26 protein-coding genes are annotated in these 21,608 nt (G+C 30.3%); 9 read left to right on the top strand and 17 right to left on the bottom strand.

Annotation, left to right across the window (positions count from 1 at the left end):
- Position 1: 1 nt before the first annotated feature.
- Positions 2–208, bottom strand: a complete 207-nt coding sequence (locus tag AC5SLZ_RS02225; protein ID WP_028037123.1) for a DUF1737 domain-containing protein — start codon at positions 206–208, stop codon at positions 2–4.
- Positions 209–268: 60 nt separating this feature from the next.
- On the opposite strand from AC5SLZ_RS02225, the gene AC5SLZ_RS02220 reads away from it, so the two are divergent.
- Positions 269–1,150 (top strand): DMT family transporter, encoded by an 882-nt coding sequence (locus tag AC5SLZ_RS02220; protein ID WP_494615986.1) that lies wholly within the window; start codon positions 269–271, stop codon positions 1,148–1,150.
- A 12-nt stretch (positions 1,151–1,162) separates the two neighbouring features.
- Here AC5SLZ_RS02220 and AC5SLZ_RS02215 read toward each other — a convergent pair whose 3' ends face one another.
- Both AC5SLZ_RS02215 and xsc read right to left on the bottom strand, forming a co-directional pair.
- Positions 1,163–2,467: an NAD(P)/FAD-dependent oxidoreductase gene (locus tag AC5SLZ_RS02215; protein ID WP_494615985.1), complete on the bottom strand. Its 1,305-nt coding sequence runs from the start codon at positions 2,465–2,467 to the stop codon at positions 1,163–1,165.
- A gap of 39 nt (positions 2,468–2,506) precedes the next feature.
- Entirely contained in the window at positions 2,507–4,291 is a 1,785-nt protein-coding gene (gene xsc / locus AC5SLZ_RS02210) for a sulfoacetaldehyde acetyltransferase (RefSeq protein WP_435085014.1), read from the bottom strand.
- A gap of 114 nt (positions 4,292–4,405) precedes the next feature.
- Here xsc and AC5SLZ_RS02205 point away from each other — a divergent pair, with 114 nt between their 5' ends.
- Genes AC5SLZ_RS02205 through AC5SLZ_RS02195 form a run of 3 tightly spaced genes read left to right on the top strand, consistent with a single transcriptional unit; the run spans position 4,406 to position 6,950 of the window.
- Positions 4,406–4,690: a UxaA family hydrolase gene (locus AC5SLZ_RS02205; RefSeq protein ID WP_023648670.1), complete on the top strand. Its 285-nt coding sequence runs from the start codon at positions 4,406–4,408 to the stop codon at positions 4,688–4,690.
- Between the two features lie 4 nt (positions 4,691–4,694).
- Complete coding sequence (locus AC5SLZ_RS02200) at positions 4,695–5,861, top strand: UxaA family hydrolase (RefSeq protein WP_494615984.1); 1,167 nt, start codon at positions 4,695–4,697, stop codon at positions 5,859–5,861.
- A 15-nt stretch (positions 5,862–5,876) separates the two neighbouring features.
- Positions 5,877–6,950: a YeiH family protein gene (locus AC5SLZ_RS02195; protein WP_494615982.1), complete on the top strand. Its 1,074-nt coding sequence runs from the start codon at positions 5,877–5,879 to the stop codon at positions 6,948–6,950.
- Here the strand turns inward: AC5SLZ_RS02195 and AC5SLZ_RS02190 are convergent.
- The 12 genes from AC5SLZ_RS02190 to mnmA form a co-directional block, all read right to left on the bottom strand.
- A complete protein-coding gene (locus AC5SLZ_RS02190; protein WP_028037129.1) occupies positions 6,947–8,026 on the bottom strand; it encodes a sulfite exporter TauE/SafE family protein in 1,080 nt (359 codons plus the stop codon). The genes AC5SLZ_RS02195 and AC5SLZ_RS02190 overlap by 4 nt on opposite strands.
- A gap of 235 nt (positions 8,027–8,261) precedes the next feature.
- A complete protein-coding gene (locus tag AC5SLZ_RS02185; RefSeq protein WP_028037131.1) occupies positions 8,262–8,612 on the bottom strand; it encodes a hypothetical protein in 351 nt (116 codons plus the stop codon).
- 20 nt (positions 8,613–8,632) lie between these two features.
- The gene (aprA, locus tag AC5SLZ_RS02180; protein ID WP_028037132.1) at positions 8,633–10,492 is read right to left on the bottom strand and encodes an adenylyl-sulfate reductase subunit alpha; all 1,860 of its coding nucleotides are present in this window, start codon (positions 10,490–10,492) and stop codon (positions 8,633–8,635) included.
- Positions 10,492–10,962, bottom strand: coding sequence for an adenylyl-sulfate reductase subunit beta (gene aprB / locus AC5SLZ_RS02175; protein WP_023648677.1), 471 nt, complete (start codon positions 10,960–10,962; stop codon positions 10,492–10,494). The genes aprA and aprB overlap by 1 nt, the downstream gene beginning before the upstream one ends.
- 33 nt (positions 10,963–10,995) lie before the next feature.
- Positions 10,996–11,790 (bottom strand): adenylyl-sulfate reductase, encoded by a 795-nt coding sequence (locus AC5SLZ_RS02170; protein WP_494615979.1) that lies wholly within the window; start codon positions 11,788–11,790, stop codon positions 10,996–10,998.
- 110 nt (positions 11,791–11,900) lie between these two features.
- Positions 11,901–12,299, bottom strand: coding sequence for an HIT family protein (locus AC5SLZ_RS02165; RefSeq protein ID WP_028037134.1), 399 nt, complete (start codon positions 12,297–12,299; stop codon positions 11,901–11,903).
- Between the two features lie 5 nt (positions 12,300–12,304).
- The gene (locus tag AC5SLZ_RS02160; RefSeq protein ID WP_494615977.1) at positions 12,305–13,075 is read right to left on the bottom strand and encodes an aminotransferase class IV; all 771 of its coding nucleotides are present in this window, start codon (positions 13,073–13,075) and stop codon (positions 12,305–12,307) included.
- Positions 13,038–13,595 (bottom strand): aminodeoxychorismate/anthranilate synthase component II, encoded by a 558-nt coding sequence (locus AC5SLZ_RS02155; protein WP_028037136.1) that lies wholly within the window; start codon positions 13,593–13,595, stop codon positions 13,038–13,040. The genes AC5SLZ_RS02160 and AC5SLZ_RS02155 overlap by 38 nt, the downstream gene beginning before the upstream one ends.
- Positions 13,592–14,755, bottom strand: a complete 1,164-nt coding sequence (locus AC5SLZ_RS02150; protein ID WP_494615976.1) for a chorismate-binding protein — start codon at positions 14,753–14,755, stop codon at positions 13,592–13,594. Before AC5SLZ_RS02150 ends, AC5SLZ_RS02155 begins: the two co-directional genes overlap by 4 nt.
- A 4-nt stretch (positions 14,756–14,759) precedes the next feature.
- Positions 14,760–15,980 (bottom strand): MFS transporter, encoded by a 1,221-nt coding sequence (locus AC5SLZ_RS02145; RefSeq protein ID WP_494615975.1) that lies wholly within the window; start codon positions 15,978–15,980, stop codon positions 14,760–14,762.
- 7 nt (positions 15,981–15,987) lie between these two features.
- Complete coding sequence (locus AC5SLZ_RS02140) at positions 15,988–17,163, bottom strand: trans-sulfuration enzyme family protein (RefSeq protein WP_028037139.1); 1,176 nt, start codon at positions 17,161–17,163, stop codon at positions 15,988–15,990.
- A gap of 163 nt (positions 17,164–17,326) precedes the next feature.
- Complete coding sequence (mnmA, locus tag AC5SLZ_RS02135; RefSeq protein ID WP_494615973.1) at positions 17,327–18,445, bottom strand: tRNA 2-thiouridine(34) synthase MnmA; 1,119 nt, start codon at positions 18,443–18,445, stop codon at positions 17,327–17,329.
- 41 nt (positions 18,446–18,486) lie between these two features.
- Between mnmA and AC5SLZ_RS02130 the strand changes: the two genes are divergently transcribed.
- Genes AC5SLZ_RS02130 through AC5SLZ_RS02120 form a run of 3 tightly spaced genes read left to right on the top strand, consistent with a single transcriptional unit; the run spans position 18,487 to position 19,572 of the window.
- The gene (locus AC5SLZ_RS02130) at positions 18,487–18,654 is read left to right on the top strand and encodes a DUF3553 domain-containing protein (RefSeq protein ID WP_023648687.1); all 168 of its coding nucleotides are present in this window, start codon (positions 18,487–18,489) and stop codon (positions 18,652–18,654) included.
- Between the two features lie 7 nt (positions 18,655–18,661).
- The gene (locus AC5SLZ_RS02125; RefSeq protein WP_494615972.1) at positions 18,662–19,423 is read left to right on the top strand and encodes a 3'(2'),5'-bisphosphate nucleotidase CysQ family protein; all 762 of its coding nucleotides are present in this window, start codon (positions 18,662–18,664) and stop codon (positions 19,421–19,423) included.
- Positions 19,423–19,572, top strand: coding sequence for a hypothetical protein (locus tag AC5SLZ_RS02120; RefSeq protein WP_028037142.1), 150 nt, complete (start codon positions 19,423–19,425; stop codon positions 19,570–19,572). The genes AC5SLZ_RS02125 and AC5SLZ_RS02120 overlap by 1 nt, the downstream gene beginning before the upstream one ends.
- Here the strand turns inward: AC5SLZ_RS02120 and AC5SLZ_RS02115 are convergent.
- Positions 19,559–20,122 (bottom strand): regulatory protein RecX, encoded by a 564-nt coding sequence (locus AC5SLZ_RS02115; RefSeq protein WP_494615971.1) that lies wholly within the window; start codon positions 20,120–20,122, stop codon positions 19,559–19,561. The two genes, AC5SLZ_RS02120 and AC5SLZ_RS02115, sit on opposite strands and share 14 nt — an antisense overlap.
- A gap of 26 nt (positions 20,123–20,148) precedes the next feature.
- Between AC5SLZ_RS02115 and AC5SLZ_RS02110 the strand changes: the two genes are divergently transcribed.
- Together AC5SLZ_RS02110 and AC5SLZ_RS02105 are read left to right on the top strand one after the other, a co-directional pair.
- On the top strand, positions 20,149–20,622 hold the full coding sequence (locus tag AC5SLZ_RS02110; protein ID WP_494615969.1) for an ABA4-like family protein: 474 nt from the start codon (positions 20,149–20,151) through the stop codon (positions 20,620–20,622).
- The gene (locus tag AC5SLZ_RS02105; RefSeq protein ID WP_028037145.1) at positions 20,615–21,196 is read left to right on the top strand and encodes a 2-hydroxychromene-2-carboxylate isomerase; all 582 of its coding nucleotides are present in this window, start codon (positions 20,615–20,617) and stop codon (positions 21,194–21,196) included. The genes AC5SLZ_RS02110 and AC5SLZ_RS02105 overlap by 8 nt, the downstream gene beginning before the upstream one ends.
- Here AC5SLZ_RS02105 and AC5SLZ_RS02100 read toward each other — a convergent pair.
- Positions 21,193–21,576, bottom strand: a complete 384-nt coding sequence (locus AC5SLZ_RS02100; RefSeq protein WP_028037146.1) for a rhodanese-like domain-containing protein — start codon at positions 21,574–21,576, stop codon at positions 21,193–21,195. The two genes, AC5SLZ_RS02105 and AC5SLZ_RS02100, sit on opposite strands and share 4 nt — an antisense overlap.
- Positions 21,577–21,608 lie beyond the last annotated feature (32 nt).

Genomic DNA, 21,608 nt, shown 5'->3' with positions numbered 1-21,608 from the left:
TTTATATTGAAGATAAGCTAATTTTTTTTGAATACTTTTTTTTTGGTGAATTTTTTATAACAGCTTGACCACAACGCATTACACCTCTTTTTCTATCAAATGTCATTTTTGGTTCACCATATAATTTCCATCCATTTGATATAGCTTCTGTGACACGATGACAAAATTCTGATGTATCATCACTAGTAATAAATCTATAGCCTTTCATAATACAATTTAATATTTTATATATCAAAATTCTTAATAATAGTAGAGATAATAGATAATAATGAATAATTATATATTATTTTTAATAACACTTTTCTGCTGGTCTCCTACTTGGTATTTAATTAAATTTCAATTAGGATATGTAGATCCATTAGTATCAGTTTTTTATAGATTCTTTATTGCGGCAATAATTATTTTTATATATTTAGTAATTAAAAATAAAAATCTAAAATTTTCCATTAATCATCATTTTTGGTTTCTATTTTTTGGAACTTGTCTTTATTCAATTAATTATGTTTTCTTTTATCTATCGAATACTTTTCTAATAAGTGCATTTCCTGCGATTGTTTTTTCAACCGTTGTTATAATGAATATTTTAGGAGAAACATTTTACTTTAAAAAAAAACCTTCTTTAAAAACTCTAATTGGTGCAACAATTGGAATGATTGGAATTATAATTATTTTTAACGATGAAATATTTAATTTTAGTTTAACAGAAGGTACTCATATTGGATTATTTTTGGCATTAATTGGGACGTTCTGTGCATCAACAGGTAACATGGTGTATCAAAGAAACTTAAATAATAATTTTCCAGTAATTCAAACAATAGCATATGCAATGCTATACGGGTCTCTTGTTACCTTAATGGCTACTCAAGTTCGTGGCGCTGAATTATTATTTGAAAATAGTATAAGCTATATTAGTTCATTACTTTATCTTGCTATATTTGGTTCAATATTTGCTTTTGTTTCCTACCTTAAATTACTCGAAAAAGTTGGTCCTGGTAGAGCTGGATATGTTGGGGTTGTTATGCCAGTTTTAGCATTAATGATTTCAACAATTTTTGAAAAATTAGAATGGCAAATAGATTTAATTATAGGCCTTCCTATTTTAATAATTGGAGCAATTCTTGTTATTAATCAAAAAATAAAAGCTAACTAGAAACTCTTAAAATTAAATATCTGATTTTGCTCTTAAACGCTCATAAATCAAACGTGTTTTGACACCTATATTTAAAAAGGGTTGTGGTGGTAACCAAGTTGGTTTGTTTCTTGTCTCTATAGTTTCTATTTCTTTTGTGTTGTCTTTGCTTGCTTTAATAGCAATTTGTTCACCAAATAAGGTGCCTACACCAATACCTGAGCCGTTATAACAGCCAGCAGCAAAAACATTATTATCAATTTTTTCAAATATTTGAGAGCTATTTCTTGTTCTGGATACTATCCCTGACCATGACGATTGAATAATATCATCTGGTAATTGTGGAAACCTTTTTTTTATTCCTATTCTTTGGCTGATTGATCTTTTTTGTAAATCAAATTTTGACATTTTAAAAGGATTGTGAACCTCGGCTGTATTTCGTATCAAAATTCTTCTATCTTTTGTCATCCTGATAGTTGCACCCATAGGTCTTACAGGTAACACACCCCACTCTTTTGGTTCTCCAATAGACTTAAATTCTTCTTCAGTTAATGTTCTTGTCATACTTGCTGTTAAGGTAATTGGAAAATTATAGTTTGATTTAATACCGAGAGATTTTAAAAAGCCATTAGTAGCAAAAATAATTTTCTTTGTTTTAATTTTTCCATTTTTAAAATTACAATTAATAATATCTTGGTTTTTATCCCAGTTTAGTAAAGATGAGTTTTCATACAAACAAACATTCTTCGGCAATACATCAATCATTGCTCTAACTAATTTTCCAGGATGTAATAAAATACCACCCTTTGTATGAAGTGCTACATTATAAAAATTTGTACCCAATCTTTTGAATAATTCAGTATTAGATAACAAATCATGTTTAAAATCCAATTTTGAAAGAGTATCTGAAAAGTTTCTTAAAATTTTATCATCTTCTATTTTTGAAGAGGCAAAATATTTTCCACATTCATTCCAATCACAATCAACTTGATGTTCGTTTATAAATTTTTTAACTACTTGAATACCTAAATCATAAATGTCAGTTTTTTTTTTATAATTATCTAACTCTTTATTAGAAGTAAAACCGTCGTTAAGAGTAGTATCAACTAAATAACCTGAATTTCTGCTACTAGCGCCCTCACCCGCTAATTGTGAATCTACTAATATGATTTTTTGATTTGGATATAATTGACCCAACTTCCTTGCAGCAGAGAGACCAGTGTAACCAGCTCCAATAATCAGCCACTCACAATCATCATTCGATTTAAGAGTTTTGATATTTGTTCTAGGTATTAAGTCCTTTATCCAGCTACAACCATTATCGTTAGTCACTTCCATGAAGTGACTTTACGATAAATGGTAAAAATTTTAAAGTTCTTAAGAGTTTAGAGATGGTTGCTTGATCATGTCAGCTTTGTTGATACCAGCAACTTTAACTGGTTTCTTCATAGCATCTCTTCTAAATGGCTCACCTAGCTCTTGGTTAAGAATTACCTCTATAAATGTTGTAATTCCTTTCTTTTGATCTTCACAAGATTGTTTGATGGCTGCTGTAGTTTCTTCCATCGTTCTAACAGAAACTCCTTTTAATCCACAAGCATCCGCAACTTTAGCATAACTTAATTCTGGATCTAATTCTGTTCCAACAAAATTGTCATCGAACCAAAGAGTTGTGTTTCTTTTCTCAGCACCCCATTGGTAATTTCTAAAGATAACCATTGCAATTGCTGGCCATTCTTCTCTAGCACATGAACTCATCTCATTCATACTAATTCCAAAAGCTCCATCACCAGCAAAACCTATTACTGGAGTATCTGGGCAACCAATTTTTGCACCTAAAATTGAAGGAAAGCCATATCCACAAGGACCAAATAATCCTGGTGCTAAATATTTTCTTCCTTTTTCAAAAGTTGGGTAAGCATTTCCAATTGCGCAATTGTTACCAATGTCACTTGAGATAATTACATCATCAGGCATACCTGCTTGGATTGCTCTCCAAGCCTGTCTAGGAGACATTCTATCTGCATCTCTTTTTCTAGCCTCTTCATTCCAAACTGTACCCTTGTCATCATCTTCATGATCAAGACTTGATAATTTTTGTAACCAAGCTGATTTAGTTTGATGAATAATATCTTTTCTTGCTTGTCTATCAGTGTCACCAGCTGTTGGTGAAAGTTGAGCCAAAATTTGTTGTGAAACTAATTTTGCATCACCACAAATTCCAACTGAAACTTTTTTTGTTAAACCAATTCTATCTGAATTCATATCAACTTGAATGATACTTGCGTCTTTTGGCCAATAATCCATTCCATAACCTGGTAAAGTTGAAAAAGGATTCAACCTTGTACCTAATGCTAAAACAACATCAGCTTTTTGGATTAGTTCCATTCCTGCTTTTGAACCATTGTATCCTAATGGGCCAGCTGCTAATGGATGACTTCCTGGAAAACTATCATTATGTTGATAACCAGAACAAACTGGTGCATCTAATTTTTCAGCAAGTTTTTTACAATCTTCTATAGCGCCACCAATTACAACACCAGCACCTGATAGTATTACTGGAAATTTTGCATTAGATAATAAATCTGCTGCTTTTTTAATTGCATCAACACCACCCGCTTGTCTCTCTAATCTTACAATTGGAGGAAGATCAATATCAATTACTTGTGTCCAATAATCTCTTGGTACATTTATTTGCGCAGGAGCTGATCCTCTAATTGCTTTTTCAATTACTCTATTTAATACTTCTGCCATTCTTGAAGGATCTCTCACTTCTTCTTGATAGCAAACCATGTCTTTAAATAAATTCATTTGTTCAACTTCTTGGAAACCACCTTGTCCCATAGTTTTATTTGCAGCTTGAGGTGTAACTAATAAAAGAGGAGTGTGATTCCAATATGCAGTTTTAATAGGTGTAACTAATCCAGTAATTCCAGGTCCGTTTTGTGCAATTACCATTGACATTTTACCAGTGGCTCTTGTGTAACCATCTGCAATTAACCCACCATTAGTTTCATGAGCAACATCCCAAAAAGTTATCCCAGCATCTGGGAAAATATCTGAAATTGGCATAAAAGCTGAACCAATAATTCCGAATGCGTGTTCAATACCATGCATTTGCAATACTTTTACAAAAGCTTCCTCTGTTGTCATCTTAGTCATAAAACCATACCTCTCTAATGTATAAATTAAAATTTTTTAAAATTCGTTTGTTAATCTATGCGATTAATATATAAGAATTTAAAAATTTCAAACAAACAAATCGACACTATAAATATGGCTACAGACATTATAATTCATGATAAAAAAGACAACGTAGGAGTAGTTGTTATTGAAAAAATAACTCCAAAACAAGACTGTGCTTGCTGGATAATGGAAGATGACAGTTCAACTAATATTCAATCTATGGACGAGATCCCTTTAGGGCATAAAATTGCAATGACTGATCTAAATGAGGGTGACACAATCCTTAAATATGGTCATGACATAGGTAAAGTGGTTAAATCAATTAAAAAGGGTGAGCATGTTCATGTTCACAATGTAAAAACAAAGAAGTGGTAATAGTATGGAAATTCCAAAAAGTTTTTTAGGTTATAAAAGAGAAAATGGCAGAGCTGGTACAAGAAATCACGTAATCATTCTACCAGTTGATGATATTTCAAATGCATGTGCTGAAGCTGTAGCAAATAATATTAAAGGAACAATCGCTCTACCCCATTCATATGGAAGACTACAATTTGGAGCAGATTTAGAGCTTCATTTTAGAACTATGATTGGAACTGGTTGTAACCCTAATGTTGCTGCAGTAATCGTTATTGGTATTGAACCTAAATGGACTAAAAAAATTGTAGATGGTATTGCCAAAACTGGAAAACCAGTTGAAGGATTTCATATTGAGAGAACTGGTGACATTGGAACTACAATGAAAGCCTCTAAAAAAGCTCAAGAATTTGTGATGTGGGCTTCTGAGAAACAAAGAGAAGAGTGCCCAATGAGTGATCTTTGGATTTCTGTTAAATGTGGTGAGTCTGATACAACATCTGGATTAGCTGCAAACCCAACAGTTGGTAATTTAATGGATAAATTGGAACCAATGGGTGTTCATTTATGTTTTGGAGAAACATCTGAATTAACAGGTGCTGAACATGTTTGTGCAACTAGAGGTGCAACTCCTGAGGCTTCTGATAAATTCATGAAAACTTGGAATTCTTATAATGATTTTATTTTAAAAGAAGCAACAGATGATCTTTCAGAAAGTCAGCCAACAGCTGGAAATATTGCAGGTGGATTGACTACTATTGAAGAAAAAGCTTTTGGAAATTTCCAAAAAATAGGTAATTGTAAATTTATTGATGTTTTAGAGCCAGCAGAAGAACCAACTAAAGGTAAAGGTTTATACTTTATGGATACCTCTTCTGCAGCAGCAGAATGTGTAACACTTCAAGCTGCAGCAGGTTTTAACATTCATTTATTTCCAACAGGTCAAGGTAATATTGTTGGTAATCCAATTGAACCAGTTGTTAAACTAACTGCAAATCCATTAACTGTTAAAGGTATGGGTGAACATATTGATTGCGATGTTTCAAAAATATTAACTCGTGAAATGAATATGTCTCAAGCAGGAGATGAATTAATTAAAACTACTCTAAGAGTAGCAAATGGAAGATTAACTTGTGCTGAAGCTTTAGGTCATAAAGAATTTGTGATGACTAAACTTTACAGAAGTGCTTAATCAAATCTAACTTTAATGAATTACAAACAATACCTGGTAGTAATACCTGGTATTGTTTTGGCATTTGTTCTCTATACACTTTCCCAAGGTTTTAATAACATTATTGGCATTGAGCTTTTGGGTTATGATAAAAGCCCAATATCTACAGCAATGATTGCTATTTTAATTGGTATGTTTTTTGGAAACATATTTCAAATGAGAGACAACTTTGTAAAAGGTTTAGATTTTACACAAAAATATATCCTAAAACTTGGAATAATATGTCTTGGTATTCAATTGAAACCATTTGAGTTTTTAGAATTTGGTACAGTGGCGATACCACTAATTATTATTTGTATAGTCAGTGTTTTAATAGTTGTAAAACTTTTGGTTAGAAAATTTAAGATACCAACAAGAATGGCTTATCTTATATCAATTGGTGGAACTGTTTGTGGTACAACGGCTATAATGGCAACAGCACCTGTGATTGGAGCAAAAAAAAATGAGATTTCTTATGCAATTGCAAACATCACATTATTTGGAATTTTATCAATGCTTATATATCCTTACTTCGCAAATTATTATTTTGATGCTGAGCCTTTATTTATTGGGCTATTTTTAGGAACATCTATACACGAAACATCACAAGTAGCTGCTGCTGGTCTTATTTATGATCAACAATTCAATAGCCCGGAGACATTAAACGTAGCAACGGTTACAAAGTTAATAAGAAATACCTTTCTTGTTATTATGATCCCTTTATTTGCGTTTTTATACAACAGAAGTAATACTGTTAAAAAAGATTATTCTATAATAGCTATATTTCCTTATTTTGTTTTGGGTTTTGTAGGTATGATAATTTTTAGAAATGTTGGAGACCAATTTTTTTTAAGTACAAATAATGATTTATGGCTTGATACAATAACAGCAATTAAATCCTCTTCAAAAATATTTTTAACGATGGCAATGGCAGCAATAGGACTATCTACTAATTTAAAAGAATTAAAAAGTATGGGTTACAAACCATTTTTAGTTGGATTTATTGGGATGGCAACAGTTGGTGTTGTTAGTATTATATCTATTGAATTTTATATCAATTTTCTAAGTTAAGACTTAAGTAAAATTTTTTTCTTAAAATTAGAAAAAAACTTTCTAATAAAAGCTGCACCCACACCTAAAAGAATAGCAAACATAATTGAAAATAATCCATAAAAGAATGGCATATCGTTTGAAAATTCTTTAATAAATTTTGAGAAAAAGTTTAAATCTGAATTAGATACACTTGATATCTCTACAATAGATTCTTCAGCAAAAAAAGTTTCGTAGGCAATTGCTATACCAACTATTAATAGTAAGATAGCTAATAACGCTCTTAGTCCTGAGCTGTCAATTTTTTCACCTAGTTTTTGTCCAATTTGAACACCAATAATAGACCCCACGACTAACATCGCTACTAACAATAGATCTATTGAACCATAATTAAATGAGTGCAAAAATGTTACAATGACACTTACAAAAATAGTTACAAACAAGGATGTTCCTGGAACTAGTCTTGTCGGCATCTTTATAATATAAATCATCGCTGGTACTAAAATAAAAGCACCTCCTATTCCCATTATAGCAGCTATAAAACCGACTAATAAACCAATTAAAATTGGAGTAAAAATACTTTCATATAATTTTGATTTTGGAAATCTCATTCTTAGCGGAAGTCCATGTATCCAATAATGAACATGTAATTTTTTTTTAATTACAATATTTCTTTTAGCCCTATCTATCTCCCTAAGACTTTCGACAAGCATTAATGTTCCTATTATTGCAAGTATATACATATAAGCTAATGAAATTACTGTATCTATTTTTCCTAAATCTTTAAAATATGTGAAAGTTAAAATTCCTAATGATGTTCCTATTGTTCCACCAATAACAATCATAAATCCCATTTTGTAATCTAAAGTATTTTTTAAATAATGAGTTGTAGATCCTGATACAGATGTGGCTAAAATATTGTTAGCTTCATTTGCAACAGCATATGCTGGTGGTACGCCTAAAAAAATTAAGAATGGTGTCATTAAGAAACCTCCACCAACTCCAAACAATCCTGAAAGAATTCCAACTATAGCACTTAATAAAAGTATCTCGATTGGATTAACAAAAACTTGTGCTATTGGTAAAAATACTTCCATAAAAAAAATTAACTTTATCTAAAAAAAGCTTAGCTAAATGTGATAAAAGTTCCAACTAAAATAACACCCCAATAAGCTGCAAGGCTCATAAATATACCTGTTTTTATCAAAACAGTTTTTAACTCAATAATCTTATTTATGATTTTTATGTTTGAAAGTTGCATTAACTGCGTCATTACACCCGTACAAATATTTGTCAAACATTATTCTTAATTTTTAGATTATTTATTTTTTATTAATAAATGGTTGCTCCAAAGACTTTTACTACGCCATCTTCTTCACCTAAAACAAGTCTACCAAGAAATTCTCCTGAGATTTCTTTATTGGTCTGTTTGATTAAGACAGTGACATGAACTCCTCTTCTAAGACAGCCAAATGGATCGAATGTTTCTTTTAAATTAGTTATTATTTTATTGTTAGCCCATTGCTTACCAAGTTCTACTTCATTGGCTCCAAACAACATTTGAGTTGAAAAATCTTTGGTAAAACCACCATAATCTTTCAAATTTGATGATTTAACCAAATTATCCCAGATAGGTTTGGCTATTTGATAAACCTCATCGTCTGTCTTTGACAATATATCCATTAAGTTGACCTGATATTTTATTAAGAAGCTTTTTTCTTCTCGTTCTCATCCACTATATGGTAGACAGGAACTTTCTCCATACTAAACTTACCAGTTTTAGGGTCTCGTCTTGAAACTGTTAAACAATGCCAGTTGTCATCATCAAGTTTCATATGATCTCCTCTATAATAATAGCCTGGCCATCTAGTTTCTTCTCTAAACATAGTATGTTCTGTTACACACTGAGAAGTTAAAGCTCTGTGTTTAAGCTCCCAAGCTCTCATTAATTGGTGATAATCTTCGGCTCCAACATTTTCAAGATCTTCCTCTAACCAAGCTAAAAGTTCTAAACCTCTTTTTAGCATGTTAGCATTGGTCATGTAATTTGTTGCTATTCCACCTACATATTCATCCATAATTCTCTGAAGACGTTGTAAACCTTGAATTGGTGAAATATAACTTGGAGAAACCGTTCCCCCAGTAATTTCATTTTGACCGACTGTATATGTTTCAAGTGGTTTATAAACTTTAGCTTTAAAATCTTCGCATTGTTTATCAGTTACTTTTAAACCTTCGGCTTTTTTATCTTCAATATATTTAACTGCAGCTTTTGCAGCTAGTCTACCTTCGGTAAATGAACCTGATGAAAATTTGTGAGCACTTCCACCAACAGTATCACCTGCTCCAAACAATCCATCAATTGTAAGCATTCTGTTATATCCCCAGAAATATTCTGGTGGGGATAAATCTTCAGGACCACTTACCCAAGCTCCTGAACATGTAGCATGAGAACCCATTACATATGGTTCGGATGTGGTTAATTCTGGATTTGTATATTTTGGATCAATATTTTGAGATGCCCAAACAACTGCTTGACCAACTGTCATACCTAAGAAATTTTCCCAACCAACAGTTTCTAAATGAGGGTCTTGGAAAGCTTCAGTAGTAACCATGTGAATTGGTCCGCCACCAGCCATCGTTTCTTGAATAAAAGCATGATTTCTTAAACAAGTTGGAGTTGGATGATGATCAATATATTCACCCACAAGCTCTTTGGTTTGATCGTACCATTTTTTCTCATAGTTTTCACCATTAGCATTTTGGGTATAAGTTTTTAAGTGTAAGAAATATGCCCCAACAGGACCATATCCATCTTTAAATCTACATAACACAATTCTATTTTCCATTTGTGTCATTTTTGCTCCAGCAGCAATCGGTAATGCATAAGCTGAACCATTACTCCAAGGGGCATACCAAGTTCTTCCCATTCCTTCACCAACTGCTCTTGGTTTGAAAATGTGAGAAGCACCACCAGCTGCAACTATAACAGCTTTTGCTCTAAATACATGGAAGTCACCAGTTCTCATATTAAATCCAACAGCACCACCCACTCTATTTTCTTGAGACTCATCCATAAGTAGATGAGTGATCATAATTCTATTGTAAATTTTATCAGCTGATTTTTTTGCAGCCTCTGCAACGATAGGTTTGTAGCTCTCTCCATGAATCATAATCTGCCACTTACCTTCTCTTAAGTATCTGCCAGTTTCCTCATTTTTCATCATTGGAAGGCCCCACTCATCAAACATGTGAACTGTTGAATCAACGTGACGAGCCATATCGTAACCTAAATCTTCTCTAACCATTCCCATTAAGTCATTTCTTGCATATCTTACATGGTCTTCAGGTTGGTTTTCACCCCACTGCATTCCCATATAACAGTTAATAGCGTAAAGACCTTGAGCAACTGCACCACTTCTATCGATATTTGCTTTTTCAACACAAATAATCTTCATGTCTCTACCCCAGTGTCTAGCTTCAAAAGTAGCACCTGTTCCCGCCATACCACCACCAACAACTAGTACATCGCAATCTTCGTAATGTGTTTTATGCTTTGCCATTAGTAGTAAACTCCTTTTTTAAATGAGTCTTTTGGAACAACTGGCAACTCACCATCAATATTAAGTCCTTCAGGCTCAGTATACAATCTTTGAGAATTAATTTCACCTTGATTAGGTTTGTCACCATCAGCAAGTTTTGGAATAAATTTTCCCCATGGTTTTGTGGTAATTGGAGATACAAAATCTTTAGTAGTTCCATTTCTAAATTTAATCTTCCAAGAAATGGTTCCTTTTTCCTCTTCTCTTCTTACTCTAACACTATGACCCATTGGAGCAAAATCAGCATAACCTCTAACGTCAATAGCGTGATTAGGACAAGCTTTTACACAAGAATAACATTCCCAACAAAAATTTGGTTCAATGTTTTTTGCACGTCTAATATTTTCATCAATGTGCATTATATCTGATGGGCAAATATCTACGCAATGACCACAGCCATCACATCTAGTCATGTATACAAATGTTGACATATTATTTTCTCTCCTTATTTAAAATTTTCATAATTAATAATGTTTAGGTTGTTCTCTTTTAATTCCTAAACCAAACTGTTCAGGTGCATCTGCTGGTGGTGGCAAGTTATCTCTTGAACCATCAGCTTCAGCTAGATTTTTTTGTATTGCAGCTCCAGGTTTGTAAAACATGTGTGCAAATTTTGACCAGTAAACTCCTCCAAATAAAACTAAATTTGAAACAACAAATAAAGCTAAAAATAAGAAAGAAAGTTCTGTCTGACCACTAGATTGGGTATATGACCAAGCAAGTCCAAAAGTTGAGCATGCTAATAATGCTAACACAAATAAATCTGCTTTAATTATTCTATACCAAGGATGAGCTTCTGCCGAAACATCAACCCTTAAGAAAAACCAGAACCAATATCCACCAACGCATGTCAAAATAGCACCAACATGCCATAACATTGACCACATAGATGATGATGATTTATCAGCACCTGTATAACAAAATACTAACACTGCTGAAGAAACCCAGAATATAATTGTTCCATACATTCCAAGTACATGAGATAATCTTCGCTTTCCAAATCCAAGTTCAGCTGTAGTTCCGATATCTACAACAGTTGTTTTTGCAATTATGGATACCTTTTCACCCGCTCCTATTTCTCTAGTTGCCTGAAGCTTCGCTTTTTTTGCATTATTTAAAAAATACGTCAAATTTTTATGATGTATCATTTGGATGATTGTACCTAGCGCAATTAATGCAATCATTGCTAAAATAAAAGATTGCATAGCGAATGGTGATACGGTCTCAGCTAAAATAGAAAATGGATTTGTTTGCAACATGTTACCCTTATGTAAAATTTTATAGTAAAATTAGAAAGTTTTCTAATCTACTTAATTCTATAGTTCAACCCTAACTATTGGTCAATGTGTCTTTAATCACAACCTATAATTTATATTTTACGTTTATAATGCTGTTTTTTAGGTATTACCGATCTAACACCACCTTGGGGGTTGTCAACATCACCTTCTCTTCTTGGAATCAAATGAATATGACAATGCATGATTGATTGACCGGCTATTTTTCCAGCATTGGTTCCAATGTTAAATGCTTTTACATTTTTATCTTTTTTAAGAACCTCTTGTTTTACAATTTTAATCAAATCATTGCATGCGATGATCTCATCATCAGATAATTCAAAATAATCTGCCACATGTCTTTTAGGTATAATTAAACAATGTTGTTCTGAAACAGGATAAGTATCATAACTTGCATAAGCTAAATTATTCTCATGAGCTATACCACTAGCTTTAGAGTTACAAAATAAACATGGGTTATTAGGATCTCTCATTATATTTATCTATATTTAGCACACTTATTTACAGCAGATTTATAATGTTGAGAAAGAATATTGTAAAATTTTAGACTTTTTCTTTTCCACTTTATTTGATTAATGGTTTGTACTGAAGCAACACCTTTTCCAGATCCAATTAAAAGAATTTCATCAAACTCTTTTAAAGAATTAACTAAGATATCTTTTTTATAAATTTTTTTTATTTTTGATTTAAAAAATTTGTAAGTAATTCCCTTATAAAATTTCTCTTTTGGTGAAAAGAATTTATTATCTTTTATAAAAAGTAAATTAGAAGTTCCAGTTTCAAAAATCTTATTATTTGAACACAATCCAATGTCTGATCTTGAATTATCAAGTTTTGACAAATGTTTTAAAATTTCTTTATATTTTAAATTTTTAAACTCAGGTTTTTGTCTTTTTAATTTAACTAATTTTAAATCAAAATTTAAATTTGGCTTAATACGTTTTCTAAGTGAAATTGATAAAGTGTTTTTATTAAGTGCTATTCTTAACAAATGATTATATTTTTTTGTTAAATTTACGTTGTCTTTAATTGATCTTAATATATCAGATTTGATAGTTGGTTTTACAATTGAATAAGATTTAGTGGATTTAACTAAATTATTAATATGATCTTTTAAAAAGAGAATTTTTGGTGGAGCTCCATAAATCCACATTGTAGTAAATACACCATGGCCGCCCCATAAATCGTTGAATTTAATTTCCTTGAGGTCTTTAAGTCGATAAGATTTTTTTAATAAGTATTTTACCATTTATAGTAAGAAATGATTCTGGGTGAAATTGAAATCCATATATTTTATCAACATTATTTTCAAATGACATTGCGGCTCCTGAAATAACACATCTCATCGTTATGTCAAAATTTTCTGCATTAAAAGGTTCTTTTAGTTTTAGAGAATGATATCTACCCACTTTAAATTTATTACCAGCAATAAACAACTTACTAGATTTATTAACTAGTACTTCAGATTGAAATCCATGATAAATTTTATTTTGTTCAATTATACTAGCTCCTTCACTAAATAGTATTTGTTGAAAACCAAGACAAATTCCAATTATTTTTTTTTTACCTTTAAATTGTTTGTAAATTTTTGAAGATAATGGATAATTCTTTGGTGATCCAGGACCTGGTGAAAAAACAATCGTAGATGCTTTATTTAATTTTGATTTATTAATCTTTGAAAAATCATCACATTCTACTTTATCAAATAAAGATAATTGATGCACCACATTGTGTGTAAATGAGTCTTTATGATCTATAACATATATCATTTAAATAAATCTATTAATGCTTTAGCTTTAATAAAGTTCTCGTTAAATTCGTGTTTTGCATTACTGTCAATTACAACACCTGATGCGACTGAAATTTCAGATATATTTTTATAATTTAAAATTGATCTAATAATAATATTGAACTTCATGTCACCATTAAATTTTATATAACCAAAGCTACCTGTATAAATATTTCTATTCTCTTTTTCCTGTTTGTTTAAAAGATTAAGAGTACTTATTTTAGGACATCCAATAACAGAACCACCAGGCATCATTGCTTTTATAATTTCAATATTTTTTACACCTTTATTTAGTTTGCCAGTAATTAAACTTACGTAATGATATAAGTCTTTATATTCCTCAACTGTTTTTTCTTTTTTTAATTTTACAGTTCCTGGCTGGCATATTCTTGAAAGATCATTTCTTTCCATATCAACAATCATGTTGTGCTCTTTGGTCTCTTTAATATTGGTTCTAAAAAAAGTTAAAGCTTTTTTATTATTGATTTTTGATGTCTTTCTCAAGGTACCGGCTATTGGTTTGGTTGATATATTCATACCATTTTTTGTAATTAAATTTTCAGGGGAGCAACTGATAATTGAAAAGTTTTTATCTTTAATCATAAAAGCTTCAGGTGCTAAATTAGATTTAGCAAGTCTACAAAAAAAATCTAAAGGATCTATTTTTGATTTATTCTTATATTTTGTACATATTTTAATCTGATAAGTTTCTCCTGATCTTATCTTTTTCTTAAACTTATTAAAAATTTTTGTGTATGCAGTCTGGTTTATATTTATCTTAAAACTTTTAGCTATTTTACTGGTTTTATTTGATTTATAAACAAGGTCTTCTTTTAAGCTTATTTTAGATTCTGGCTTATAAAAAATACCTTTAGGAAAATTTATACTTTTTTGTTTTGGTAATTTAATCCCAATAAGATTATTCAATAGTTCGTACCCAAAGAAACCTATTAATAAATCTGTATTTTTATAATTTTTTTTAAGCTTAAATTTTGTATCTAAAAAATCTTTAATATTTCTATTATTCAAAATTATTTTTTTTGAGAAATCAGTATAAAGGTCAAAACCTTTTTTTTTTTTGTAAATTACAAAAGGTTTATTTGAATTATTAATTCTATCTAAGTAATTTTCTCTAATCAATTTTCTAAGCTGTTTGAAGTCTTGGAACTTGTTTTTCTATTATGGGTAGATGTATCAAGCCTGCAAAGACTGATAAAGCAATAGATATGTACCAAGCATAATCATATGAACCATATAAATCATGAAATACTCCTCCAAGGTATGCTCCAAAAAAAGAACCAACTTGATGACTCAAAAAAACAATACCATATAATAGTCCTATATATTTTGTGCCAAATATAAAGCCCACTAACCCCATGGTAGGAGGAACCGTTGAAAGCCAAAGAAAACCAAAAGCCATACCAAAAAATATAGCTATGATTGGGCTAGGTGGTAGAAAAATAAATATAGCAATTACCAGGCCTCTTGCAAAATAAATTATACTAAGAATTATTTTTTTGCTAAATTTTTGAGCTAAATATCCCGATGTTAATGTTCCAAATATATTAAATAAACCAATCATTGATAAGATTGTTACTGTACACCATTCGGGTAAGCCCCTATCACTTATATAAACGGGTATATGTGTTGCAACTAATGTTATATGCCATCCACAAACAAAGAATCCTAGGGTTAAATAAATAAAACTTTTATTATCAAAAGCTTCTTTTAAGGCTTCTAAAGCTGTTTGGTTGTCATTTATTTTCCCTCCAACAACATTTTTTGGCGTGGTTAGAAAGAAAGCTAAAATTAATCCTATAACAATAAATGCTGCAAAAATTAAAAGAGTATTTTCCCACCCATTTTCTACTAGTGAGTATCTTACAAATATTGGTGATATAAAATATCCAAACGAGCCTGAAGCTGTAACAATTCCCATTGCTAAAGTTCTATTAGATTGGGGAAAATGTTTGGCGACAACTGAAACTGGAATACTTATTGCTGTTGCTCCAAGTGCAACACCAATTAACACACCTATTGCAGTTACAAAATATAGTCCTGTATTGTACTGTGAATAAAGTAATAAGATACCTGCTAAGTAAAAAACAAAACCAATAGATACAGCTATATGTCCACCATACTTGTCTGTAATGACACCAAACCAAGGACCAAAAACTCCCCAAAGAAGCATTTGCAGACCTAGTGCAAATCCAAATTGTGAAAGAGTAATTCCTAAGTCAGTTGAAAAATCAAAATAAAACATCCCAAACGTTTGTCTAATTCCAAGAGACACAATTACAATTGCGCAGGCTGAAATCAGAGTGACTAAGACGGTTTTATTTTTAATAAATTTTTCAGATGACATTTAAAGATCACTTTAAATGTTTTAGTGATTGCTTTATATCAGCGATAAGGTCGCTAGGATCCTCTAAACCTATATGTAATCTAACAATATGTTCATTTTTTTCTAACTTGAGATATTTTCTATTTCCTTGTTCTCTTACATTTTGGTGCAATGCCAAACTTTCAAACCCTCCCCAGCTGTAACCGTGTCCAAATAATTTTAAATTATTGACAAATTTAACAACCACTTTTTCACTTTTAGCTTTAATTCTTAAACCCATCAAACCTGAAGCTCCAGAATAATATTTTTTCCACATTCTAAAATTATAAGAATCTTTTTTATATGGATATAACAACGTAATATTTTTAAATTTGGATAAAAACCCTGCAACTTTTTTTGCATTCTCCCTATGTCTATCCAACCTAACATCTAAAGTTCTTAATCCTCTTGTTATTAAATAAGCATCGTCGGGTCCTAACCTTAAACCCGTCACTCTTTCTGCTGCTTTTACTTTTGCGAAAACTTTTTTGTTAACTGCTAAACTTCCTCCCATAACATCAGAGTGTCCAGAATAATATTTTGTAGCCGACACAATCGACATGTCAAACCCAAGCTTAATAGGTTTTAAAAAATATGGAGTTCCCCATGTATTATCAATTGCAGTTAAAATTTTATTTTTTTTTGCAATAGAGATAATTTTGCCTAAATCTTGAAAATCAAAAGTATTACTTCCTGGATTTTCAACAAAAATTAATTTAGTTTTTTTTGTAATAGCTTTTTCTAATGTTTTAAGATCATGTGGATCATAAAAAGTTGTTTTAATATTAAATTCTTTTAAAAAATCTTGTGAAAGTAATCGAGTTGGACTGTAAACTGGATCAGCTACTACAATTTCATCACCAGGTCTTGTGACGCTAAAAATTGCAAGAAAAACAGCTCCAAAACCTGTTGGTGTTAAAAAAGTAAAATAACTTTCCTCTAGTTTGGATAAAATTTGTTGTAAAATATGAGTAGTTGAAGTTCCTTGTCTTCCATAATCAAAGTGTCCTCCTGTGGGGTTTTTTTTTGCTTTATCTTGTGTTTTTCTAATATCTTGCATCGATTTAAAAATAATCGTTGAAGCTCGTACAATTGGTGGATTAACAGACTGATTATGAAAGTCTTTTGCCGTGTGCTTTAAAAAGGTTTTAAAAGAATTGCTCATAATAAAATTTGATATGTTAAGAAGACAATGCTATATCCCGTAAAAAACGTCAATAAATTAATAAATAGGACTGAATGAGTTACCCGAAGAAACATAGAGGTAGAAGAAAACAAGGCTCTAAAAAGAGAAGAGCTAAGAGAAAAAATAAGAAGAAATAATTCTTCTATTCTTTAATCCACCCACCCCCAAGAACTTTATGGCCATATTGGTCTTTGCTGTAGAATACGCATGCTTGTCCTGGTGAAATACCATCTTCGGGAGTAAGTAAATTTACTTGAGCTGTATTATCAGCTTTTACTTCAACTTTTGCTTCAAGAAGATTTCCGGTAGATCTCACTTTTACAAAAATATTTTTATCTAGATCTTTTTTGTCAGTTAATAAATTTAGATCTTTAAGGGATATGTTTTTTTTTCCAAGATTTTCTTTTGGCCCAACTATTATTTCATTATTTTCTGAATTTATTTTTAGAACATACAAAGGCTCTTTATCTGAAACTTTAATCCCTTTTCTTTGACCAATTGTAAAATTAATAATTCCATCATGAACACCGATTACTTTACCTTCCAAATTCTTAATATTTCCTTTTTGAAAAGAGTCTGGTCTAAATTTTCTAATCACTGATGCATAATCTCCATTGGGTACAAAACAAATGTCTTGGCTATCTGGTTTATCAGCAACATTTAAATCTAACTCTTTTGCAATTTCTCTTGTTTTGTTCTTCAACATTCCCCCTAACGGAAATCTTAAATAATCTAATTGTTCACGAGTTGTATTGAATAAAAAATAACTTTGATCTCTATTTTCATCAATTGCTCTGTACATATTGTTGGAGTTATTTGCAGTAATATTTTTTACATAATGACCCGTTACTAATGCATCAGCTTTGAGATCTTTAGAAACTTCAAATAAATCTTTAAATTTTACAGTTTGGTTGCATTGAACACATGGTATTGGGGTTTCCCCATTTAAATAACTATTAACAAAGTTATCTATTACACCTTGTTTAAACTTATCTTGATAATATAAAATTTTATGCTCAATTCCTAGTTTATGAGCAACACGTTTTGCATCCATGATGTCTTGTCCAGAACAACACTGTTTAGATTTAGCTACTTCTTTTCCATCATCATAAAGTTTTAAAGTTATTCCTATAACCTTATAACCTTCATTTTTCATAATCCCGGCTACAGTTGAAGAGTCTACTCCACCAGACATGGCTACTACTACTGTAGTATCCTCGGGTTTTTTATTAATTCCAATAGAGTTTAATTCTTTATTCATAAGGTGGTATTTATACTTATTTACAATATAAGTTAAATTAAATGATTTTAGATTACGAACCAGGTGACAAAGTCACTAATCCAAACAATAAAGACTGGGGTATTGGACAGGTTCAATCCATAATCAATGACAAAGTAACAGTTAATTTTGAAAATGCTGGGAAAAAAGTAATTCATGCTAAAAATGTTGAATTAAAACGAATTAAATAAATTTGAAATGAATATTAAAATAATAGTAGAAAAATTAATTGATCCTTTTTTAAAAGCTGGAGACCTATCAATTTCCCTAAGAGAAAAAGGATTAAAAAAAGAAATTAAATCTGACAACACACCTGTGAGTAATGGTGATCTTGAAGTTAATAAGTTTATAACAAAAAAAATATCTGAAATTACACCAAATATACCAAGTATATCAGAAGAAACATCTGACAATAAAGATAATACTAAATTAAAAGATTTTTGGTTGGTTGATCCTATAGATGGAACATACGATTATATTAATAACTTAGAAGAGTTCACAATTAACGCTGGATTAATTATTAACAATAAACCTGCTGCAGGATTAATTTATGCTCCTGCCAAAAAAAGAATGTTTTATTCTTATGGTGAAGGTGATGCTTATGAATTAAGTGACGGAAAAACAACAAAACTAAATGAAAAGGATACTGTTACTAGACCAATTAAATTTATTTCTTACTCAAATAAAATTAAACCTGAAATTCAAAAAATCTATCAAGATATTGGTGTGGTTGAAAATGTGAGAATGAAAAGTTCACTTAAGTTTTGTGTGGTTGCAGCAAGTGAATATGATGGCTATGTTGCTGAACCAAGAGCTTATGAATGGGATATAGCAGCAGGTCATGCAATATTAATACATTCGGGTGGTACTGTTACTGATTTTAATGGAGATGAAATACTTTATGGGAAAAAAGATTTAAAAAACCCAAGCTTAATTTTAAAGAGTAAAAATATATTATAATGGATGAGCAGTTAAGAATTATACTTATTATAATAGTTTCCGTTTCAATTTTTGGCTTATTAGTTTTTGTATTTGTTAAAAACTATGTAAGACAAAAAATTAATAATTTAGTTGAAGACGAAAAAGATAAAAAAACTAAAGTAGATTGATTATTTTAAGGTATTCATCTTTTTCTATATCCATTACTTTTCTTGAGGTTTCAAAATCAAATCCGTTTCGTGCTAATAAAGATATATCTTTCTTATAAAATAATGTTCTATTATCTTCAGCTCTTGCTGGCCCTATTCTTTTTTTCTTACAAATTTTTATAGCAGAGAAAAAATCTTGGTCAGAGTTATCTTCTTTGATCTTATCAACAGTATCTTTTATAAATTCACCATGAATTCCTTTTCCTATTAAATAATTTCTGATTTTATTAATAGAATTTCCTCTTTGGATCATACTTTTTGCTTTGCTTTCAGAATAAAATTGATCATTTATAAATTTATTTTTTTCTAGATCTGATAAAACAATATCAATCAATTTATTGACGTCTTTTTTTTTAACATCAGAAGAAGAGAGTTTCATATATTTTTTAAGTAAATAAGTTTTTAACTGTTGTTTTGAAGGTGCGTATTTTTCAACATAAGCAAATGCAAAGTTTCTCATCTCTTCCACTGTTACTTGGAGTGTTTTTTTTCTATTTCTTATAGGAATCATGGGTAGATTTTATATAATATATATAAATGATCGAACAAATTTATACTTATTTTACTATTGAGACACTTTATATGTGGATCAATATAGGTGTATTACCTTTTTGGTTTATACTAATTTTTTTTCCACAGTCTCATTTAGCTAGAATTTTTGTAGCCTCAATATTTCCAATATTTATTTTAAGTGGTGCTTATATTTTTGTTTTATATAAATCTTATTTACTTGGTTACGATTTTGTTGGTAATTTTACGTTATATCTAGGGTTGGATGAACTTTCTATATTGTTTGAGGATCATTTATATTTGATGCTTTTTTGGACTCATTTTATTGCAATCAATTTATTTATAGGTGGGTGGATCGTTAAAGACTCTCAAAAATTTTACATACATAAAATCTTGGTAGCAATCCCTTTGATCGTTACTTATTTAATTGGGCCAATTGGTTTATTTTTTTATTGGATTATTAGAATTTTCTACGCAAAAAGAATGAATTTGTATGAGTAGTTATGTTGATTTTTATTTTGATATAATAAGCCCTTATTCTTACATAGCTCACAAAAAAATACAAAAAATTAAAGAAAATAAAAAAGTTATTTTTAATTACAAACCTATTTTATTAGGTGGACTTCATAATCTAGCAGGAATAAGCGCTCCTGCATTTAATAAATATAAGATGAAAAATATGCAAAATGATTGTGAATTAGTTTCAAAAAAAAATGATATTTCTTTTATATGGAATTCAAAATTTCCAATTAATTCTCTTTCAATAATGCGTGGCTATTTATCAGTTAATGATAATCAAAAAGATAAATACTTAAATGTTTTTTTTGATGCTTATTGGAAAGATAATTTAAATTTATCATCTGAGAAAGAATTTTTAAAATTGTTAGAAAACTTAGAAATAGATAGTAAAATCTTTTTTGAGAAAATTAAACAACAATCAACAAAAGATGAATTAAAAGAATTAACTAGTGATGCTTTTAAAAAAGAAGTATTCGGCGCACCGACGTTTATTGTTAATAATAAAATTTTTTGGGGACAAGATCGTCTTGAATATGCTCTTGAAGAATTAAATTAAACTATTTTAAATTTGCTTTGACTAATTGAGCCAAAACCACCTTCTATATGTGATATTTTTTCATATCCCATATTTTTTAAAGCTTTAACTGCTAAAGCAGATCTTACACCACCAGCACAAAATAAAACCATTTCTTTATTTTGATCTAAAACACCTTGTTGAAACAAAGCACTGTTAGGATCCAAATAAATTTCTAACATTCCTCTAGGTATGTGAACTGAATTTTCTACTTTACCAGTGCTTTCTAATTCACGAGCATCTCTGATATCAATTAAATTGCAATTGTTATCTTCAACCATTTTTAAAGCTTCATTAGCATTAATTGTTTTTATTTCTTGCATCGCTTCTGAAACTAAAGTTTGAATTGATTTTATAGTCATAATTTTTATTTTAAATTATATCAAAAACATTA

The organism is Candidatus Pelagibacter sp. PS_06 (assembly GCF_059418045.1).
The sequence above is the reverse complement of the archived record's forward strand: the minus strand, read 5'-3'. Positions and strand labels throughout refer to the sequence as shown.

Excerpts from the sequence above, each read along its gene's own strand:
- AC5SLZ_RS02225 (WP_028037123.1), bottom strand. The coding sequence starts at position 208 with ATGAAAGGCTATAGATTTATTACTAGTGATGATACATCAGAATTTTGT.
- AC5SLZ_RS02220 (WP_494615986.1), top strand. The coding sequence starts at position 269 with ATGAATAATTATATATTATTTTTAATAACACTTTTCTGCTGGTCTCCT.
- AC5SLZ_RS02215 (WP_494615985.1), bottom strand. The coding sequence starts at position 2,467 with ATGGAAGTGACTAACGATAATGGTTGTAGCTGGATAAAGGACTTAATA.
- xsc (WP_435085014.1), bottom strand. The coding sequence starts at position 4,291 with ATGACTAAGATGACAACAGAGGAAGCTTTTGTAAAAGTATTGCAAATG.
- AC5SLZ_RS02205 (WP_023648670.1), top strand. The coding sequence starts at position 4,406 with ATGGCTACAGACATTATAATTCATGATAAAAAAGACAACGTAGGAGTA.
- AC5SLZ_RS02200 (WP_494615984.1), top strand. The coding sequence starts at position 4,695 with ATGGAAATTCCAAAAAGTTTTTTAGGTTATAAAAGAGAAAATGGCAGA.
- AC5SLZ_RS02195 (WP_494615982.1), top strand. The coding sequence starts at position 5,877 with ATGAATTACAAACAATACCTGGTAGTAATACCTGGTATTGTTTTGGCA.
- AC5SLZ_RS02190 (WP_028037129.1), bottom strand. The coding sequence starts at position 8,026 with ATGGAAGTATTTTTACCAATAGCACAAGTTTTTGTTAATCCAATCGAG.
- AC5SLZ_RS02185 (WP_028037131.1), bottom strand. The coding sequence starts at position 8,612 with ATGGATATATTGTCAAAGACAGACGATGAGGTTTATCAAATAGCCAAA.
- aprA (WP_028037132.1), bottom strand. The coding sequence starts at position 10,492 with ATGGCAAAGCATAAAACACATTACGAAGATTGCGATGTACTAGTTGTT.
- aprB (WP_023648677.1), bottom strand. The coding sequence starts at position 10,962 with ATGTCAACATTTGTATACATGACTAGATGTGATGGCTGTGGTCATTGC.
- AC5SLZ_RS02170 (WP_494615979.1), bottom strand. The coding sequence starts at position 11,790 with ATGTTGCAAACAAATCCATTTTCTATTTTAGCTGAGACCGTATCACCA.
- AC5SLZ_RS02165 (WP_028037134.1), bottom strand. The coding sequence starts at position 12,299 with ATGAGAGATCCTAATAACCCATGTTTATTTTGTAACTCTAAAGCTAGT.
- AC5SLZ_RS02160 (WP_494615977.1), bottom strand. The coding sequence starts at position 13,075 with ATGGTAAAATACTTATTAAAAAAATCTTATCGACTTAAAGACCTCAAG.
- AC5SLZ_RS02155 (WP_028037136.1), bottom strand. The coding sequence starts at position 13,595 with ATGATATATGTTATAGATCATAAAGACTCATTTACACACAATGTGGTG.
- AC5SLZ_RS02145 (WP_494615975.1), bottom strand. The coding sequence starts at position 15,980 with ATGTCATCTGAAAAATTTATTAAAAATAAAACCGTCTTAGTCACTCTG.
- AC5SLZ_RS02140 (WP_028037139.1), bottom strand. The coding sequence starts at position 17,163 with ATGAGCAATTCTTTTAAAACCTTTTTAAAGCACACGGCAAAAGACTTT.
- mnmA (WP_494615973.1), bottom strand. The coding sequence starts at position 18,445 with ATGAATAAAGAATTAAACTCTATTGGAATTAATAAAAAACCCGAGGAT.
- AC5SLZ_RS02130 (WP_023648687.1), top strand. The coding sequence starts at position 18,487 with ATGATTTTAGATTACGAACCAGGTGACAAAGTCACTAATCCAAACAAT.
- AC5SLZ_RS02125 (WP_494615972.1), top strand. The coding sequence starts at position 18,662 with ATGAATATTAAAATAATAGTAGAAAAATTAATTGATCCTTTTTTAAAA.
- AC5SLZ_RS02120 (WP_028037142.1), top strand. The coding sequence starts at position 19,423 with ATGGATGAGCAGTTAAGAATTATACTTATTATAATAGTTTCCGTTTCA.
- AC5SLZ_RS02115 (WP_494615971.1), bottom strand. The coding sequence starts at position 20,122 with ATGATTCCTATAAGAAATAGAAAAAAAACACTCCAAGTAACAGTGGAA.
- AC5SLZ_RS02110 (WP_494615969.1), top strand. The coding sequence starts at position 20,149 with ATGATCGAACAAATTTATACTTATTTTACTATTGAGACACTTTATATG.
- AC5SLZ_RS02105 (WP_028037145.1), top strand. The coding sequence starts at position 20,615 with ATGAGTAGTTATGTTGATTTTTATTTTGATATAATAAGCCCTTATTCT.
- AC5SLZ_RS02100 (WP_028037146.1), bottom strand. The coding sequence starts at position 21,576 with ATGACTATAAAATCAATTCAAACTTTAGTTTCAGAAGCGATGCAAGAA.